The following is an 18,413-nucleotide window of genomic DNA, read 5'->3' as shown; positions in this document are numbered from 1 at the left end:
GTTTCACGCAGTACATGCTCGACAACGGCTGCTTCGATAAATGCGGTGGGTTATCGCAATGAGCCAACCCCAGAACCTGAGTCAGACGTTCCTCGCGATCACGCGCAACAGCACCGACTTCGAGTGGCTGCAAGGTGCGCTTGCCCCTTTGGGCCGAGTGATCAGCGCCGGTGGCGGCAACCTCGATGAGCTCTTGACGCTGGTGGACGTGACCTTCGCCAGCCTGGTGTTCGTGGGGCTGGACCGTGAGCATGTGGTAGCCCAGAGCGCGTTGATCGAGGGTGCCCTGGAAGCCAAACCGATGCTGGCGATCGTTGCCTTGGGCGATGGCATGGACAACCAACTCGTGCTCAATGCCATGCGTGCCGGCGCGCGGGATTTCGTCTCTTACGGCTCACGCTCCAGTGAAGTTGCCGGCCTGGTGCGACGCCTGAGCAAACGCCTGCCGACCGTGGCGCCGAACATGCAACAGAGTCAACAGGGTGGCCTGACTGTGCTTTATGGCGCGCAGAGCAATGCCGACGGAGCGTTGCTCGCCAACCACCTGGCGCACGTGGTGCAAAAGAGCGGCCAGCAGACACTGTTGCTGGATCTGGGCCTGCCGCGTGGCGACAGTCTTGCGTTGCTGGGGCTGGAGAGCTCGTTTCATTTTGGCGACGCGTTGCGACATCTGAGGCGCCTCGACGCGACGCTGATCGACAGCGCCTTCACCACCTGTGACGCCGGGCTGCGGATTCTCGCCTACGCCCGCAACGACGAACCGCTGGAGCAGACCAGTGCCGCCGAGCTGTACATGCTGCTCAGCGCCTTGCGTCAACATTTCCAGCACATCGTGGTGAACCTCACCGGCCAGTCGGACAGCGAAGCGTTGCGCACCTTCGTCAGCCATTGCGACAAGTTGCTGTGGTACACCGATCAGAATGTGCTCGACTGCCGACGCAACCTTGAGGTGCTCGGCCGCTGGCGCGAAAAGGGCCTCAAGCTCGACCACGCCCGGTTGCTGGTGGACCGCTATCTGCGCAACGTCGCGCCAGACTCCGACACCTTGAGCAAAAGCTTCGGCATGGAGGTTATGGCAGTCCTTGTCTACAGCCCGGAAGTACGGCTCAACGCCAAGAATCAAGGGGTGAGCCTGTTCGAACTGGCCCCGCGCGAAAACCTGACCCAAAGCCTGCGCACCCTCGGCGAACGACTGGCCAAACGCTCCGAAGACCTGGACAAACCCAAGGCTGGCTGGTTTGACCGATTGAGGGGCGCGCAATGAGTGGGGAAAAACTCTTCGGTGCTCCCCCGCACGGGCCGGCCGGCAATACCGACCACGAAGGCCTGAAACTGGTGCTGCACCGCTACATCATCGACGCCATCGAAGAGTCCGGAAAAAACCTGCTGGAAGGTTCTCGGCCAATGCTGTCGCAGTTCGTCATCGACAAGGTCGCCGAGTACATTGCCCGTCTGCACCTGGCGATCTCCCGTTATGAGATGGAGCGGCTGGCTGAAGAAATCGTCGATGAGCTCACCGGTTTCGGTCCGCTGGAGGTGTTGCTGCGTGATTCGACGGTGACCGAAATCCTGGTCAACGGCCCGCACCGGGTGTTCGTCGAGCGCGAGGGTGTGTTGCACTTGAGTGACCTGCGATTCATCGACGACCACCACGTCGAGCGGGTGATGCAACGAATTCTTGCGCCTCTGGGCCGACGGCTCGACGAGTCTTCGCCGATGGTCGATGCGCGCCTGCCCGACGGCAGCCGGGTCAACGCGATCATCCCGCCCATTGCCCTCGATGGCCCGTGCCTGTCGATTCGAAAATTCCGCAAGGACATGCTCAAAAGCTCCGATCTGATGGCGATGCAAACCATCGATCAGGCGATCTTTGAATTTATTCAGGAGGCTGTGGGCAAGCGCTGCAACATCCTTGTCAGCGGCGGTACCGGCACCGGCAAGACCACGCTGCTGAACATTCTCAGCCAGTTGATCGCCCCTCACGAACGCTTGGTCACCATCGAAGACGTCGCCGAACTGCAACTCGGCCATCCTCATGTGGTGCGTCTGGAAACCCGACCGCCGAATGCCGAAGGCCACGGCGAAGTGAAGGCCAGCGATCTGATTCGCAACGCGCTGCGGATGCGCCCGGACCGGATCATCCTCGGCGAGATTCGCGGCGTCGAAGTGGTCGACGTGCTCACCGCGATGAACACCGGGCACGACGGCTCCATGAGTACCGTGCACGCCAACAATGCCCAGGATGCGCTGTTGCGCCTGGAGACCCTTGTGGGCCTGACCGGACGCACCATCGCCGAACGCACCTTGCGGCAAATGATCTGCGCGGCGCTGGACGTGGTGATCCAACTGACGCGCCTGCCCGATGGCCGCCGCTGCGTCAGCGAAGTGGTGGAGGTCGTGGGTATACGTGATGACATCTATGTGACCAATACGCTGTTCCGCTTCGACCGACGCACCGGTTTCGGTTTTCTGCGCGAGGCGGTAAACCCCGCCGGCGATAAACTACGCCGCGAGTCGGCGCTCTCTCCCTTATCGCACTGAAGGGTCACGGCATGCTCAAACCGGCGCTGCTCATCCTGATTTGCCTGACGTTGCTGGGTCTGTCGATCCGTTTGTTCTACAACGGCCTGCGCCAGACCGGTATCGATCGAACCCTCGGTCGCTTGATGCAGGGGCAACCGCAACTGGCGGTGGCGAAATCATCCTGGGCAGGCCTGGAACGGGCCTTTCTACGCGCCGGTCTCGGTCGTCCCACCGAACGCCTGGGGTTGTGGCTGCTGCTCTGGGCCTTGGGCATCTTGCTGGGGTTTGCCCTCGCAAGCTGGATCGGTTTGTTGGTGTTTTTGCTGATGCCACCCCTGGCTCTGCGGCTGTACATCAGTTGGTGCTACCAGCGCCGGCTCAAGCGCATGGTCGAACAACTGCCGTCGTTGCTCGATCACACAGTGCGCAGCCTGAAGTCCGGACGCACCCTGGCCGATGCGGTGCTGGTCGCCATCGACGCCGCCGAAGACCCACTTAAAAACGCCATGGGCCGGGTTCAGCGCAACGTGCATTTGGGCGTCAGCCTGCCTGACGCTGTCACGGACTTCGCCGAACTGTACGAGAAAGACGAGTTTCGCTTGTTCGCGCTGGGCCTGAAGGTCAATCACCGCTACGGCGGCAATGCCAGTGAGCTGTTTGAGAACCTGATCAAAATGATCCGTGAACGCGACCAGGCTGCGCGCCAACTGCGCGCCATGACGGGCGAAACCCGCATCACCGCAGTGGTGCTAGCCCTGATGCCAGTGGGGCTCGCCGCTTATTTCTTGCTGTCCAATCCGAAATACCTGCTCGCCATGTGGAACAGCAGCTCGGGGCAAATGATGCTCGCGACCGCGTTCGGCCTGCAGGTCGTGGGTTGCCTGGCGCTGTGGCGCATGTTGCGTAGCGTATGAAAATAGCCCTGCTGATCAGCGCACTGATGTTTCTGGCGGCCACGCTGTTGCTGCTCAGTGGGCTGCTGGACCAACATCGGCGTGCTCGCCAGGTGGCTCAACGACTGGACGGCAAACCGCTGAGCGACCATCGCGTCCGTCACTGGTTGCAAGTGCTGGGCGACAGCCGCATCGGTCAGCGCTCGGTCAAACTGGACAACGAAACCCAAATGCTGCTCAACCGCCTCGGCTGGCGCAGCGCCCGGCAACGCTCGCTGTTCGCCGCCTGCCAGATCGGCATACCGGTGCTTGCGTTGGTCCTGAGTCTGTTGATCCAGAGCGTGTTCTTCCCGCAGGTGAACAACCACTGGATCACCCCGGCCTTCGCCACCGCCCTCGGTTATTTGCTGCCAAAACGCTTGCTGGCCGCCGCCGCGTACCGTCGGCAAAGACAACTGGCGATCGAGATTTCGACCTTCATTCCACTGCTGCGCATCCTATTCGAATCCGGCATGGCGGTGGAGCAATCGCTGCGAGTGCTGAGCATCGAAGGCAAACAATTACTGCCAGCCCTGACCCATGAACTGCGCCTGATACTGACCCGGGTCGACTCCGGTCTGGAGCTTGGCGAAGAACTGAACAAGGCCACCCAGTTACTGGCGGTGGACGAATTCACCGACACCTGCGTGATTCTTCAGCAATTGATCCACCAGGGCGGCGGCGCCATGAAATCACTGCTGGGGCTCAAACTGCTGCTCGATGACCGACGCCTGACACGCTTGCAGGAATACATCTCCAAGATGTCCGCGAAAATGTCTGTCGTGATGATGTTGTTTCTCTTCCCGGCGTTGCTGATCGTACTGGCCGGACCTAGCTTCACCGCACTGGCCCGGGCCTTTCATCATTGACCAGGGAGCGAGGCTTGCCCGCGATGGCTGAGTGTCAGCCAACATCAATGTTGAATGTTAATCCGCCATCGCGGGCAAGCCCGGCTCCCACAGGGATTAGCTGTGTGGCGCAGATTTTGGCACGTCGACGTTATCCAGCATTCGATTCACCGCCAGCTCGGCCAGCATGATGATCTGCTGAATCGCCATTGCCGTGTGCCGGTGCGGCCCTTCCAGATACCCCGCAAAATCACTCGCCATCACACTGGCCTGGGCCAACGATTCACAGGTGTGAGCCAACAGGTCTTCATCTTTGATATCAGGCGCGACCATATACATCGTGCTCGGCTTGCGGGCCACGGGGGATTTGAGGGCGGATGGGTTGAGGTAGTGGTCGAGCGCGCGGTTAGCTGCTTCGTGGAGTTTTTTCGAATCGAGGGATTCGTAGGGCGAAACATCGTCGGTTTCTGGGGGATTCGGGGTTGCTTTGAACATGATTACACCTCTGGGATGAAATGGAGCCACGTCCAAATTACCGCGATGCAATTTGGGGTGGCAGCTGTACGCGGGTTCGCGGACCGATCCCAGAGGCATATCTCGGCATACCCGAAGGTATCCCGCGCACAGTCGCCATGACACAAAACGACAGACACCCGAAAGTGCTGTTGTTTGGTGGAGCGATTATGCCTCAAGAATCGAGCCGCGACGCCCGATCGCTGAATTGTCAGCGACGGACAAAGGCTAGAGACGCAGCGTCCGACGGGCAACCTGAAAAACATGTGGGAAGGTTCTGATGTTTTTACCGATTGATAAACATCATTGTCTGTAAGGGCGCCATCGCGAGCAGGCTGATCTGGTCAAGTAATCCCGGACACCAGTTACGGTGTTTATGCCGCTTTTAGCTCCATAGCTATTGGCGACAGGTAGTTGTTGTAGCTGTGGAGCCTGGTGCGGTTGTAGTACATGAAGAAACGCACCATATCGGTTTGTGCTTCCTCGCTCGTGCTGTAGCCGTTGCGAGGGACCCATTCTGACTTCAGGGTGCCGAAAAAGCGTTCCGTTGGAGCATTGTCCCAACACTGCCCGCGATGACTCATGCTCTGCAAAATGCCATGGCGCATCAGCTCTTCTTGAAACTTGCGACTGGTGTACTGACAGCCCTGATCCGAATGGAACATCAACCCAGGTGGGCAGGTTCGAAGCTCTGTCGCCATGCGTAGCGCTTTACTCACCAAGTTGGCGTCATTGACCAGCGAAAATGCCCAACCAATGACCCGACGAGCAAACAAATCGATCACGATGGCCAGATGAACCCAGCGCTTGCCTACCATCAAGCTTGTAACGTCGCCACACCAGACTTGATTGACCGCGGTCGGCTTGAAATTGCGCTTGAGCAGGTTGGGCGCGACAAATGCTTCAACTCCTTTGGATCTGAATGGATGAGGCTGGCGTTGTTTGCTGACAATGTTGGCTTCCCTCATCAGGGCTTTAACAAGGCTTCTTCCGACCGCTATGTTTTGGGCCTGCAGATGCTTGCTGATCGTTCTGGACCCCATGGCTTCCCGGCTTTCGCTGTGCAGTTCGACCACCTTCCCCTTGAGCTCTTCGCGCTCGATCTTAGGCCGCGAGAGACGCTGTAGCCATTCGTAAAAGCTGCTGCGCTTCACATCGAAAACGCGACACAGGATGGCGGTCGGGAATGACTCTCTTAGCTCCGCGATCATCGAAAACGATCGGGATCCGACATCAAGAGAGCGGTAGCCTTTTTTAAGATTTCGGCTTCCATTTCCATGCGTTTGATCTTGGCTTTCAAATCCTGAATCTGGCGCTGATCCTCAGTAATGGCCTTGGTGCCTTGAACCGGTTGCCCCTTGTGTTCCTTGCGAACCTGATCCACCCAGCGCCGCAACGCGGTGGCGCTAATGTCCAGCGACGCGCAGACTTCCTGTACCGAACAACCGTCATCAATCACCATGCTGGCTGCACGATGTTTGAACTCGCGGGAAAAGACTCTTCTTTCTTTCATGGAACCTCCAAATTGGCGAAATCATATCGCCCTTAAGAGGTGTCCGGAATTATTAGGCCAGATCAGGCTCGCTCCCACAGTAAGTTGGCGTATGTCTGAGAGAGATTGGTTGGTTGTGAGGCCGCCTTCGCGGGCAAGCCTTAATGCCAGTCAGTTAAGGGTGATACTGAACCTGTGGCGAGGGAGCTTGCTCCCGTTGGACTGCGAAGCAGTCCCATTTTGGGGCCGCTTCGCGGCCCAGCGAGAGCAAGCTCCCTCGCCACAGGTTACTCATCGCTTGTTCTATCTCTTAACTGACAGGCATTAGGGCAAGCTTCGCTCCTACAAATTGAGCCGTGCGCATATCTGCGAGAGATTAGTCGACTGTCAGGCCGCCATCGCGGGCAAGCCCGCTCCCACAGTGAAGCGGCGTACGCCCGCCCTTCACCACTCAACAGGCCGAGCGTTAGCTCGCCTGCAGCTTTTGATCTGGCTTTTGATTTTGATCCACCCGCCCCTTCGGGAGGCTGAGCGCAGGTGTTCATCTGGGGATTGGCGCGCAGCGCCGTTCGACGCAGTCGAACCCATCGCATGTAGGTCGTAGCGAAGCAGACCGTAGGGCGATGCCCCCAGATGGATACCGGAGCGAAGGAACGCCGAGCCTTAGCGAGGGGCCGTACGCTTGGGGCGAGACCTTTTGGGTACTTTTGGGGCGTTTGCCAAAAGTGCCTCGCCGTAAGGGCGAAACCATAAGCCGCCGTTACCGCAGAAATGGATATACACACATATTGATCGGTACATGCGCCTAGTGCGCAGTAAGCCGCCGCACACCAGCATTACCAGGCGACAACGCCAACGCCACCTGCGTGCGATTATGCATATGCGTCAACCGCAACACCTGCGACACATAAAGCTTCACCGTGTTCTCGGTAATCCCCAACTCACAGGCAATCTGATAATTGGTCTGCCCCTTGCCCACCAACCGCGCCACCTCCAACTGCCGCGGCGACAGCTGATTGAAAACCGCCGGCATCTCCACCCGCTCAATCTCACCGAATGCACCGTCAGGCGAATCAGACAAAGACCCCGAGGACGGTCCCCGGCGAACCTTGTCCAGATCCTGATACAACTCGTCGATCGACTCACAAAGGTACTGCAGCTTCTGACTCAAATGCCCCAACTGCAGGTTTTTCTGCCGCTCCTGCAACACCACTTCCTGACGCCGCAAACCTTCGAGCAACTCATCCAGATCAATCGGTTTCTGATAGTAGTCAGCGAACCCGGCGCGCAAGGCCTTGATCACATCCTGCTTGTCTGCGCGACCGGTGAGCATGATCGCCTCGAACGCCCGGTGCTTGCCGGACAGCTGTTGCAACGCCTGGACGAGCTGAATGCCATCCATGTCAGGCATCTGCAAATCACAGAGCACCAGACCGATATCCTCATACTCATTGAAACGCTCGATCGCCTGCTTGCCGGACCGACAAGGAACACAGCGATAACCATTGCGCTCGATGAACTCGCACAGTTCTTCGACAATCAATGGTTCGTCATCGACCACAAGGACTTTTATTGCCGAGATAAGCTTGTTCACGTGTCACTCCAGACTTGACCGTTCCTGTACCACTTCCAAAAGCTGTACAACAACTGCTTTGAAAGTAGACGCACTTTCCAACTATGTACATAGAACGAGTGGCGCCCGGCGACTAATGCATCCAGACCAGAGTGAGCAACATGCCCACCAACACGAACGGCGCAAAGGGCTGTTTTTTTGACGTTCCTGGTCCTAGGTAACGAAGACGATCTCTAAGCCCCTGCCCCATATACAGCCAGAGTCTTGGCGCCAGCAGCAGCCAGAACGCACTAGTCAATCCGGCGCCGATGAAGCCGCCGAGCAGGTGCATACCGTCCGTCGCAAGGCCCAGCGTCGCCATCAGTTTCACGTCGCCCGCCCCCAGACGTCTCAATGCATAACCGGGCAAAGTGAAGGCCAGTGCCAACAACAAAGCCCAGCCGCCCTGCACCGCCTCGGCCCCCAACCATGTGGTGCCTGTCCACAACAGATACGTCAGCGCCAATACACCTACGCCAAGGGTCAGGGTATTGGCGATGTGCCGCTCTCGGACATCCTGTGCTGCGCAAAGCGTCAGCCAGATAAGTAGGACAAGGTTCTGCATCCGGTAAAAAACGTCCGTTTTGGCTGAATGATTCTATGCTGATACTACGTCGTGATGGTCAGGGTAGACGCACTCATGAAAACAGGCCTCCCCCGCAAACAAAAAGGTACCGTGGCGATTGAATTCGCTTTGGTGTTCATCATCTTTTTCGCCGTGTTTTATGGGCTGGTCAGTTACAGCCTGCCGCTGTTGCTGATGCAATCGTTCAATCAGTCGACAGCCGAAGCGGTGCGCCGCAGTGTGGCGCTGGACCCGAGCACTGCCAATTACGACACCGCCGTCAGAAACATAGCGACCACCGAACTGACCCGGCAACTGGCCTGGATTCCCGCCGCGCTGAACTTCAATGTGGCCACCGATGCCAGCGCCACCTATATCAATGGCGTGCTGACGGTCACCATCAACTACCCCACCAGTAAACTGAATCAAGTCCTGCCGTTCCTGGTGCTGCCGGGGATCGGCTCGGTGCCCAATCTGCCGGCGACCCTTACCGCCCGATCGAGCCTGCAATTTTGAGTTCCGGGGACAAGCTCTTCGGGCGCCTGCTCAATCGCCAACCGCCACAGCCCTCGAACAGTGCAGACACGCCGAGCGTGCAACGTGTCGGTTTGCAGCTGCATCTGAATGACGAGGGCCGAGTGATTCAACTGAGCGGCCCACTGCGGCATCTGCTGGCGCAACAAATGCCCGGCGCACAGACACCGCATCTGCTCGATTACCTCATGCCCCATAGCGGCCTATCGGTCGAAGGTGCGCCTGCCGAGTGGCAGGGACAGAGTCTGGACCTGGATTTTTTCAGCCTCGGCGAACAACCGCTGCATCTGCGTGGCTGGGTACAACCCTTGGGCGAAAACTGGCTGTTGCAGTTGATCGACATCGGCGACCTGCTGCTCGAACGTCGACAAGCGCGCAGCCGTGAACAGTGCCAACTACTCGCGGCGCAGATCAGCGAACAGTTGCGCCTGTGCAGCCTGACGCGCTTGCCCGAGGTGCTGGCGGAGCAACTGCAAGGCCTGGCCCAGCGTTTTCAGATCCCGTGCATCGCCATGGCCTTGCTCGACGAACAGGCCGAGGGTTGGCTGATCCACCAGCATTACGCAGCCTTCGATGCCCCCGGGTTGTGGGAAATCGATCAACGCCTGGGCACCGGTCTCGACAGTTTGAATGGCTCCGCCCCCCAGCAACTGCCCCCCAGCGAACACCCACGCCTGCAAGGCATCTTCGGCAATGCCGAAGGGTTCGCGGTGCCCTATCACAACGCCCAGGGCGTGGTGGCCTGGTTGCTCTGTGGTTTCTACCCGGTGCAAGAACGCGCCCCCGACCTGAGCGAGCGCGACTGGTTGCAACTCACCGCTGCCATGGCCGGGCCGTTGCTTGAGCGATTGCGCGAGCATCAGCACCATCTGCAACTGGAGCGGCTGGAGTCTCTGCAAGCCTTGCTCGGCACCGGCTGGTGGGAGGTTTTCAGCGACGATGCCGAGGTGCAATTGGCGCCGTCGCTGGCAAGCATGCTGAACCTTGCGAGCACTCGTTTGCCGCTGCACGACTGGCTCGAACAGATCCACCCCGCCGACCGTGAAGAGCTGACGATTCGCCTGCAAACCTTGCAGGACGAAGGCGCGCCGTTGCTGCTGTGCGTACGTCTGCATCGCCCCGACGCAGCGCAAACGCCGACCTGGTATCGACTGCAAGGGCAAGCACTGGGTATCGGCAGAAACCGGCGGCTGGTGGGTTTCATGCTCGACATCAGTGACATCAAAAATCAAGAGCAAAACGCCGCTGCCGCCCATGCCCGCCTGGACAACCTGATCGCCAGTTCACCGGCGGTGATCTACGTGCAGCGCTATGTCGAAGGTGCGCTGCAACCGACATTTTTCAGCGACAGCCTGTTGCCGCTGCTCGGTTGGTCGCTCGCCGATTGCGCCGCCGGCGCGCTGGTGGAACGGGTGCACCCCGAGGACCGTGACGGCTATTTCGAGCGCACCCGGCAACTGCTGCGCGAAGGTTCAGTGCGTGCCCGTTATCGGCTGCGCGACAGTCGCGGCGATTACCACTGGCTGCTCGACGAAGCCAAACTGCTGCGCGACGATCTCGGGCTGCCAGTGGAAGCCGTGGGGCTGTGGCTGGATGTCACCGAGGCGACCCTGGCCGCCGAGAAAGTAAAACAGAGTGAAGAGCGCTATCGGATCCTGGTGGAAGATTCCCCGGCGATGATTTGTCGCTACCTTCCAGACCTGACGCTGACCTTCGGCAACCGCCCGCTGGCGACCTATCTGGAATGCCAGCCCGAGCAATTGCCGGGGGTCAACCTGGGCAGCTGGATGTCGCCGGAACAGCGTGAAGCGTTCATCCAGCGGCTCAGTCGACTGAGCCCGGAGTTCCCGGTCAGCACCGCGGAAATCAACCTGCAACTGCCGGGACGGGAACATGCGTGGTGGGTCTGGTCGGATCGCGGGGTGTTCGACGTGCAGGGTCGTTTGCTGGAGATTCAGGCCGTGGGCCGTGACAACACCGAAGTCCGGCGTGCCCAGCAACAGCTCACCCAAAGCGCGAAAATGGCCACCCTCGGCGAAATGGCCACCGGGCTGGCCCATGAAATCAATCAGCCGCTGAACGTGATGCGCATGGCCATCGTCAATGTGCTCAAACGCCTGAGCAATGGCGATGCGCAAATCGATTACCTGACAGACAAACTCAACCGCATCGACGCGCAAGTCCAGCGCGCGGCGCGGGTGGTGGATCACATGCGGGTGTTCGGTCGGCGTTCGGAGATCGAGCAGCACCCGTTCAATCCGGCTCAAGCCATCGAGGGCACGCTGTCACTGCTGTCCGAAGGCATGCGCGGCAAAGGGGTCGAGCTGCGGGTCAGCGAGACCGGATTCGAAGTGCAAGTGCGCGGTTACGTCGATCAGCTGGAACAGGTGCTGATCAATCTGATGGTCAATGCGCGAGATGCGCTGCTGAGCAAACGCGAAGCCGACCGGGAGTTCAAACCGTGGATTTCGGTGTACGCCGAACGTGATGAATACTCGGTGCGACTGTGGGTCGAGGACAACGGCGGCGGCATCGATCCACGGCTGCTGGAGCGGATTTTCGAACCTTTCTTCACCACCAAACCGGTGGGCGTCGGCACCGGGCTCGGGTTGTCGGTGAGTTACGGCATCGTCGAAAACATGGGCGGTAAGTTGAGTGTAAGAAACTCGACCGAAGGCGCGCGGTTTTGTATCGAGTTGCCGATTGTCACGGACGATCAGATCACCAGCGTCGCGCGCCCCGAGTGACAGCTGAGGTTGGCACCGACGTCGACCTTGTTCAAATCGATCCCGAGGCTTAACAGCAAGGTGTTGATCAAGCTGTCGAGCAACGGGCTGAGCACGCTGTTGACCGCGCTGACCAGCAAAGTGGTCACGCTGTTCAGGATCGTCCCCAGACCACTGACAAGACTGCCCGACGGGCCATACATATCCACGTGAATATTAAGCGGGGTGTTGAGCAGACTGCTGACGATACTGCTGGTGGTGAACGAGTAGTAGAACGGTGGCTGATTGATTTCCGGCAGGCTGGTGGCAGGCGGTGCGGAGTAGACGTGGGAAATGTTGGCGTTCGCCGCCACGCTGGTGTCGGCAACGATATCGATGCCGCCACCGACGCCGGGCACACGCGGATCGCAGGTGATGGGCAGAAAGAGAAGCCTGCGACAGGTTTTGATCCCGATATCGATCACCTTCAACGGCTGCACCGTGACCGCCGGCGGCGTGGTGTTGCTGCCGAACATGCTGGCCGCATCGATCCGGCCGATTTTCAGGTTCACCAGCGATGTACTGGTGCTGGTGGTCAGGGTTTTGTTGGTGTTACTGACGCAGCTATAGGCCGTGACGTAGCTGCTGGCGCTGGCGACCTCCAGCGCCACGTCGAGCCGTATCGGCCCTGGCAACAGCTTGATATCGGGTGTCTGGCAGGGCACGCCCAAGGCACAGGTCAGTGAGTTGAGCACCGCCACCAGGTTGAGATTGAGCAAGGCATTGAGGGTGTTGGTCAGCGGTCCTGCCAGATCGGTTACCGCATTGAACAGCGCCACGATGGCGTCGAGTGCCGGCAAGTCGATCGACAACAATGTGCGAACCTGCGCGGTTCTCACGTAGATCCGATTGGGGCCCAGTGGATCCAGCACCGCGTTTTTCGGGTTGCCGATTGCCGAGAGTTGCGGCGGCTCCAGCACCTGCACCCGGGCCGTGATTTGCGCCAGCCCCGCCAGATTTATCGGCAGCGTTGCCACCAGTCCGTTTTTCTTGTTGGCCAGTTGCACGATGCCTTCAATCAAGTTGAACACGCTCACGTTCGTCGCCAACGCCGACATATTGCTGCCGTTCTCGACGTGCAGCATGTTGCCCAGCACCACAGTCGTTGAACCAGCGGCAACCTTGAGTGCTTGCAGACCGACGATGGTCGCCGTCGCGCCGAGGGTGCCGCCGGGGTCCAGCACATTGACGGCTGTCTGGATCAGCTGACTGACGGCCACCGAAGTGCCCAATACCTGGTCATACCCGGCGGCGTTGAGGCCGAGGTCGACCTTCAATCGATCGAGGTAACCGAGCAGGCTGATGTTGGTGTTCATCAACCCCTGCCAGCCCGCCACGGAGAGATTCAGATTGCCGCCCAGCAAACCGCCGAATAGTGCATTGAGGGTGGTCGACTTGCTGGTATCGATCGTCAGCACCGTCGTACGAATGGTCAGCGATGCCAGTGGAGGTGGCAACGCTGCGACGGCGGTAGCGGTCAGGTTGAGGGTCGCCTCGGCTGGAGCTCCGCCGAACAGGGCGCCGATGCCGCCGGCAAAACTCTGCGGGATCGAATGGCTGACGATCACCCGAATGGCTTCGCTGCTGCTCGCATTAACCGTAAAAACCCGAAGATTGTTGGCATCCAGAGCCAAGGTGCCACAGGCTACCGCCAGACTGCGCGTGGGATCAGGAAGGGTGAAGTTGTTGCGGTTTGCGCTAGAGGTGGCATAGGCGGTAGCGGTGGCTCCCACGGCGCAATCACCGTTGCGCGTGGCAGCCTCCAGCGCGGCCATATCCGCCACCCGCTGCAAACTGCGCTTTTCCAAGTACAGGCGGCCACTGTCGACCACGAGCAGCAGAAACACCAAAGCCATGCCCAAGGCCAGCACCGCCATCAATCCGATCGCTCCCCGTTGCCGGGCCGGGCTACGAAACTGCAAGCAGGGAGACATGGCGCACTCCTTTGCCGGCGCACTGGCGAGGGTTACCTCCATTTGGTGAGAAGCAGTGTAGACAAGGGTTCGCCAGATTGCTGGCAACGCGCCATCCCAGACGATAAAAACTCAATGTGGGAATGGGCAATGCTGTTCACAAAAGAGAGTCTTGAATCAGAGAAACCTGTGGCGAGGGAGCTTGCTCCCGCTTGAGTGCGTAGCACTCACAAAAATCGGCAATGTTTGTCAGATTTTTGGGGCCGCTGCGCAGCCCAGCGCGAGCAAGCTCGCTCGCCACAGGCCCGCTCCCACAATGGATCTGTGGTGTTGGATCGCTCAGGGTTTAGCGCGGTGGATAGTTAGCCAATATCCGCCCGACCGTCTCGTGGATTTTATTGCTACGGTCCTGCGGGTTCGGTGTGCGGCTGAGCGTTTGCTCGTCGCTGCCGCGCCATACCAGTTTGCCGTCCTTGCCATCGAGCAGGTCGACCTGGATGGTCGCCACCTTGTAGCTGATGTTGCGGGTTTCGGTGTACATCGGCCCGCCCCAGTAGCCGTACCATGGGCCACCATAACCGCCGCCATAGTTAGTGCTCACCTGTTGCTGGCGATCTTCGACGATCAGGTAGGCCTGCACCTTCAGGTCCGAGCTGGCACCGGCGGCGGCTGGACGCAAACCGCGCTGATCCAGCTGATCGGCAACGGACTGACGGATGCGTTGTTCGGTCAGGTCACTCTTGATCCGTGGATCATCGGGACGGTACTGCACAGCGGGTTCTTTCCAGCTCCAGCTACGATAAGCGGCAAAGTCGCGGCTGGCATCGAAGTCATGATTGACCTGGTTGCCGGCGCAAGCAGTGAGCAGCGCGGCCATGGCCAGTAAAACGAGACGGCGGAACATGATTTTTCTCCGATAGAGGACATGCACCTGCGGGATGCTTCCTGGACGGGAAGCTAATTAGGAGGATACGCCGACATGGCCTTTTCGACAGCTTCGCGAATGGCATCGGCACGCTCGCTCTGGCTGCCCTGATTGCCGGTTTCGGCACTGGCACTCCATACCGGCTGGCCGGTGCTCGCGTCGAACAGATCGACTCGCACCACCACCACTTGTACCTGATAAGTACGGATGACCGGCACCGTGTTGTACATGCCGTAACCGCTGCCGTAGCGGTTGTAACCGCCGCCGTAATAACCCCCGCCGTAACCATAGTCGTCCTGCACCTGACGCAAGCGGGTTTCCAGATGCAGGTCGGCGCTGACCAACAGGTCCGCAGGGCGGTTGTCGTGCAACGGGCGCAAGCCGCGTTGATCGAGGGCATTGCTGACCGCTTCGGCCACCTGCGCCGAGTCGGCCCAGGCCGTGCCCGCTGGCAGGCGCCCGTTGAGCCAGGCCCAACTGCGATAGCGCCCGTAATCCCGTGGCGGCGCCGGGTAGGCGCTGCGGTCGAAGGTGGTGGCGGCCTGGGGCGGTGCCGGTGGCAGCGGATTGGACGTCGCGACATAAGGGTTGCTGCCCTGACAGGCCGCCAACCCGAGACAGATCACCAGTAACCCTGAACGACTTTTCATTTCGCGCTCCGGTCAGATCGGCCGACAGATCCAGTGCAGGTAGCGCCCAAGCCCGGCGAAGCTTGGGTGACGGCGGTGAGCCAGTTCCATTTCGAGCAAGTCCGGCAGTTCGACGCGGGCCTGGAATTCCACCGGCATGTAGTCGTAAAAAACCCGCACCCCACTCTGGGTTTCGACCTGCCACATGCTCTCAAGTTGCGCCGCCAGTTCCCGAGGATCCAGCGGTTGCTGCGGAGTCAGGCTCTGCTTCTCGCCGGCCATGTCGTTCTTGCGCATCTTGCGGAAATGGCCCTTGAGCAGGTTGCGGTAGATCAACGCGTCGCGGTTGTAGAACGCCAGGGACAACCAGCCGTCCGGCTTCGTCAGCTGATGCAGCACCGGCAAAATCGCATGGGGTTCGGCCAGCCATTCCAGCACGGCGTGGCACAGCACCAGGTCGTAGGGTTCGGTGAGCTGACCGAGCAAATCCTGCCACGGTGCCTGAATGAACGTCGCCGTCTGCCCCGCTTCGGCGAAACGCTGGCGGGCACCTTCAAGCATCGGTTCGGCGGGCTCGGCGAGGGTCACCTGATGACCGCGCTCGGCCAGCCACAACGACATGTGGCCCAGGCCAGCGCCGATGTCCAGTACGCGCAACGGGCGGTCCGGCAGGGTTTCGGCCAGGTCGGCCTGCAGCACCGCGAGCCGGATCGCACCTTTGGCGCCACCGTAGATTTTTTCGGCGAAGCGAGTCGCCAGTTGATCGAAATGACGGTCGCTCATCAGCTGAACCGCCGTTCGCTGTCCGCGAGTTTGCTGCGCACCACTTCATTCATGTCCAACCCCAACTCGCTGCATAGCAGTAGTAGATACAGCACGATGTCGCCGACTTCCTGCCCGACATGAGCGAGCTTGTCCGCCGGCAACTGGCGCGACTGGTCTTCGGTCAGCCACTGGAAAATCTCCACCAGTTCGGACATTTCCACGCTCGCGGCCATGGCCAGGTTTTTCGGGCTGTGAAATTGCCTCCAGTCATTACGGTCGCGAATGGCGTGCAGGCGTTCGGTCAGTTCAACAAGGTTCATCGGGCTCTCCTGAAGGCGTATAGCTTCAGGGGGATGGCGGGTGAAGGCAAGTGGCAACGGTTGAGCAACAGGAGCGATTTTTTGTGGGAGCGAGCCTGCTCGCGAATGCACACTGATATTCAACGTAGATGTTGACTGACAGACCATCGCGAGCAGGCTCGCTCCCACAGGGATAGCGCAACCCTCTATGCTTGTGGGGAACTCGGCAGCACGATCCATAGCCCAACGCTCGGATCCGGCAACCACGCCACCACTCCACCAGGACGTACACATGCAGGTAGAAAGCTTTTTCGAATGGCTCGGCCAGGTAATCGGTTCGGCCATCCGGTTCATCATCGATGCCCTTACTGGCCTGTTCAACCTGTTGAGCAACGCCGGCAGCAATTTTGTCGAAGGGTTGGCCCAGGCGCTGGGCATGGACACTTCGATCGTCAGCATCATCACGCTGATCATCGGGCTGATGCTGCTGTGGGCAGCGATCCGCGCCTTCATGAACGCATCGATCATCATGGGGATTATCTGGTTGTTGCTGGGATTGTGGTTGCTGAGCTGGATTGTTCATTAAGGCTGTCCCCACATTAGACTGATCGTTCCCACGCTCTGCGTGGGAATGCAGCCCGGGACGCAGAGCGTCACAGGAGTCATTCCCACGCAGAGCATGGGAACGATCATGTAAAACAATCTGCCGCTACAATGCAGGCGCCCCCAAGGAGCCTGCATGTCCAACCTGATTGCCGACTGGCGCGACCGTCCGACCCATCGTCGAGTCTGGTCGCTTGCCGCCCCGATGATTCTCTCGAACATTTCCGTACCGCTGGTGGCGCTGGTCGACAGTACCGTCATCGGCCACTTGCCCCATGCTCATCAACTCGGCGCTGTCGCGGTGGGCGCCAGTCTGTATACCTTTCTTGCCTGGGCCATGGGCTTTCTGCGCATGGGCTCCACCGGGTTCGCCGCCCAGGCTGCCGGGCGTGGGGATGGCGCAGCGTTGCGGCAGATTTTGCTTCAGGGTCTGTTGTTGGCCATGGGCCTGGCCATTCTTTTAGGGACGCTGGGCATGCCGTTGAGCGGAGTCGCATTGCACTTCATGCAACCGTCGGCGGAGCTGGATCACCTCACCCGCGAGTTCTTCCACACACGGTTGTTCGGCTTGCCGGCGGCGCTGGCCAGTTACGCGCTGGTGGGCTGGTTCCTCGGCACCCAGAACGCTCGGGCCCCGCTGGCGATTCTGCTGAGCACCAATCTGGTCAATATCGCGCTGAACCTGTGGTTCGTGCTCGGCCTGGAGTGGGGCGTGGTCGGCGCGGCCCGGGCCTCGGTGATCGCCGAGTGGACCGGCGCGCTGATCGGCCTGTTCATGACCCGCAAGGCCCTGCGCGCCTACCCCGGCCATATCGCCTGGGCCGCGCTGGCGTTGTGGCAGAGTTGGCGCCCATTACTGGCGGTCAATCGCGACATCTTCATCCGCAGCCTGGCGTTGCAGTCGGTGTTTTTCCTGATCACCGTGCAGGGCGCGCGGCTGGGCGATGCCACGGTCGCCGCCAATGCGTTGCTGCTTAACGGTCTGCTGCTGACCGCCCACGCGCTGGACGGTTTGGCCCACGCAGTCGAAGCACTGTGCGGACACGCCATCGGTGCTCGCGACCGCGAGGCCTTGCGCCGCTCATTGGTGGTGGCGTGCGGTTGGTCGTTGCTGGCGAGTGTCGGGTTTGCCTTGCTGTTTCTGTTGGCGGGGCACCTGTTCATCGAGATGCAAACCAACATTCAGAGCGTGCGCGACACCGCCTTCCTTTACCTGCCTTACCTCGCGGTGCTGCCACTGATTGCTGTCTGGAGTTACCTGCTCGACGGCCTGTTCATCGGCGCCACCCGCGCCCGGGAAATGCGCAACGGCATGCTGTTGACGGTGATCCTGCTGCTGCCCTTCGCCTGGGCGCTGCAAGGCTTGGGCAACCATGGACTGTGGATAACTTTCCTGTTGTTCATGTTGCTGCGCAGCCTGACCCTTGGCGCGTTCGCCTGGTACTTGCACAAGCACGACAGCTGGCTCAACGGATGACGAGGGTCAGGATTGTCA

At 59.9% G+C, this 18,413-nt stretch carries 18 protein-coding genes; 8 read left to right on the top strand and 10 right to left on the bottom strand.

What is annotated here, in order from left to right:
• Positions 1 to 58 precede the first annotated feature (58 nt).
• Genes AB3226_RS18040 through AB3226_RS18025 form a run of 4 tightly spaced genes read left to right on the top strand, consistent with a single transcriptional unit; the run spans position 59 to position 4,324 of the window.
• A complete protein-coding gene (locus tag AB3226_RS18040; protein WP_367374046.1) occupies positions 59 to 1,264 on the top strand; it encodes a CpaE family protein in 1,206 nt (401 codons plus the stop codon).
• Positions 1,261 to 2,541, top strand: a complete 1,281-nt coding sequence (locus AB3226_RS18035; RefSeq protein ID WP_367374045.1) for a CpaF family protein — start codon at positions 1,261 to 1,263, stop codon at positions 2,539 to 2,541. The genes AB3226_RS18040 and AB3226_RS18035 overlap by 4 nt, the downstream gene beginning before the upstream one ends.
• An 11-nt stretch (positions 2,542 to 2,552) precedes the next feature.
• Positions 2,553 to 3,437, top strand: coding sequence for a type II secretion system F family protein (locus AB3226_RS18030; protein ID WP_367374044.1), 885 nt, complete (start codon positions 2,553 to 2,555; stop codon positions 3,435 to 3,437).
• The gene (locus tag AB3226_RS18025) at positions 3,434 to 4,324 is read left to right on the top strand and encodes a type II secretion system F family protein (RefSeq protein ID WP_367374043.1); all 891 of its coding nucleotides are present in this window, start codon (positions 3,434 to 3,436) and stop codon (positions 4,322 to 4,324) included. The genes AB3226_RS18030 and AB3226_RS18025 overlap by 4 nt, the downstream gene beginning before the upstream one ends.
• 96 nt (positions 4,325 to 4,420) lie before the next feature.
• On the opposite strand, the gene AB3226_RS18020 is transcribed toward AB3226_RS18025, so the two are convergent.
• The 5 genes from AB3226_RS18020 to AB3226_RS18000 all read right to left on the bottom strand — a co-directional run bounded on the left by AB3226_RS18020 (position 4,421) and on the right by AB3226_RS18000 (position 8,485).
• Complete coding sequence (locus AB3226_RS18020) at positions 4,421 to 4,798, bottom strand: DUF6124 family protein (RefSeq protein ID WP_367374042.1); 378 nt, start codon at positions 4,796 to 4,798, stop codon at positions 4,421 to 4,423.
• 392 nt (positions 4,799 to 5,190) lie between these two features.
• Positions 5,191 to 6,027 (bottom strand): IS3 family transposase, encoded by an 837-nt coding sequence (locus AB3226_RS18015; RefSeq protein ID WP_367372336.1) that lies wholly within the window; start codon positions 6,025 to 6,027, stop codon positions 5,191 to 5,193.
• Complete coding sequence (locus tag AB3226_RS18010) at positions 6,024 to 6,329, bottom strand: transposase (RefSeq protein ID WP_229801896.1); 306 nt, start codon at positions 6,327 to 6,329, stop codon at positions 6,024 to 6,026. Before AB3226_RS18010 ends, AB3226_RS18015 begins: the two co-directional genes overlap by 4 nt.
• Positions 6,330 to 7,113: 784 nt before the next feature.
• Positions 7,114 to 7,902: a response regulator transcription factor gene (locus AB3226_RS18005; RefSeq protein WP_367374041.1), complete on the bottom strand. Its 789-nt coding sequence runs from the start codon at positions 7,900 to 7,902 to the stop codon at positions 7,114 to 7,116.
• Positions 7,903 to 8,014: 112 nt separating this feature from the next.
• Complete coding sequence (locus tag AB3226_RS18000) at positions 8,015 to 8,485, bottom strand: prepilin peptidase (protein ID WP_367374040.1); 471 nt, start codon at positions 8,483 to 8,485, stop codon at positions 8,015 to 8,017.
• A gap of 75 nt (positions 8,486 to 8,560) precedes the next feature.
• Here AB3226_RS18000 and AB3226_RS17995 point away from each other — a divergent pair, with 75 nt between their 5' ends.
• Together AB3226_RS17995 and AB3226_RS17990 are read left to right on the top strand one after the other, a co-directional pair.
• Positions 8,561 to 9,001 (top strand): TadE/TadG family type IV pilus assembly protein, encoded by a 441-nt coding sequence (locus AB3226_RS17995; RefSeq protein WP_367374039.1) that lies wholly within the window; start codon positions 8,561 to 8,563, stop codon positions 8,999 to 9,001.
• Positions 8,998 to 11,766, top strand: coding sequence for an ATP-binding protein (locus AB3226_RS17990; RefSeq protein ID WP_367374038.1), 2,769 nt, complete (start codon positions 8,998 to 9,000; stop codon positions 11,764 to 11,766). The genes AB3226_RS17995 and AB3226_RS17990 overlap by 4 nt, the downstream gene beginning before the upstream one ends.
• Here the strand turns inward: AB3226_RS17990 and AB3226_RS17985 are convergent.
• From AB3226_RS17985 to AB3226_RS17965, 5 genes are all read right to left on the bottom strand, one after another.
• Positions 11,736 to 13,718 (bottom strand): pilus assembly protein TadG-related protein, encoded by a 1,983-nt coding sequence (locus AB3226_RS17985; protein ID WP_367374037.1) that lies wholly within the window; start codon positions 13,716 to 13,718, stop codon positions 11,736 to 11,738. The genes AB3226_RS17990 and AB3226_RS17985 overlap by 31 nt on opposite strands.
• 325 nt (positions 13,719 to 14,043) lie before the next feature.
• Positions 14,044 to 14,601 carry a DUF4136 domain-containing protein gene (locus AB3226_RS17980; protein ID WP_367374036.1) on the bottom strand — a complete coding sequence of 186 codons (558 nt, stop codon included), beginning with the start codon at positions 14,599 to 14,601 and terminating at the stop codon, positions 14,044 to 14,046.
• A 53-nt stretch (positions 14,602 to 14,654) separates the two neighbouring features.
• Entirely contained in the window at positions 14,655 to 15,272 is a 618-nt protein-coding gene (locus AB3226_RS17975) for a DUF4136 domain-containing protein (RefSeq protein ID WP_367374035.1), read from the bottom strand.
• A 12-nt stretch (positions 15,273 to 15,284) separates the two neighbouring features.
• Complete coding sequence (locus AB3226_RS17970; protein WP_030128232.1) at positions 15,285 to 16,034, bottom strand: methyltransferase domain-containing protein; 750 nt, start codon at positions 16,032 to 16,034, stop codon at positions 15,285 to 15,287.
• Positions 16,034 to 16,336 (bottom strand): MazG-like family protein, encoded by a 303-nt coding sequence (locus AB3226_RS17965; RefSeq protein WP_095634107.1) that lies wholly within the window; start codon positions 16,334 to 16,336, stop codon positions 16,034 to 16,036. Before AB3226_RS17965 ends, AB3226_RS17970 begins: the two co-directional genes overlap by 1 nt.
• Positions 16,337 to 16,607: 271 nt before the next feature.
• On the opposite strand from AB3226_RS17965, the gene AB3226_RS17960 reads away from it, so the two are divergent.
• The gene (locus tag AB3226_RS17960; protein ID WP_367374034.1) at positions 16,608 to 16,901 is read left to right on the top strand and encodes a hypothetical protein; all 294 of its coding nucleotides are present in this window, start codon (positions 16,608 to 16,610) and stop codon (positions 16,899 to 16,901) included.
• 153 nt (positions 16,902 to 17,054) lie between these two features.
• Positions 17,055 to 18,395, top strand: coding sequence for an MATE family efflux transporter (locus tag AB3226_RS17955; protein ID WP_367374033.1), 1,341 nt, complete (start codon positions 17,055 to 17,057; stop codon positions 18,393 to 18,395).
• Positions 18,396 to 18,413: the final 18 nt, after the last annotated feature.

Origin of the sequence: Pseudomonas lini, from assembly GCF_964063345.1 — a bacterium.
Taxonomy (GTDB): domain Bacteria; phylum Pseudomonadota; class Gammaproteobacteria; order Pseudomonadales; family Pseudomonadaceae; genus Aquipseudomonas; species Aquipseudomonas lini_B.
Note: the sequence above shows the minus strand (reverse complement) of the source record. Positions and strands in the feature narration are given on the sequence as shown.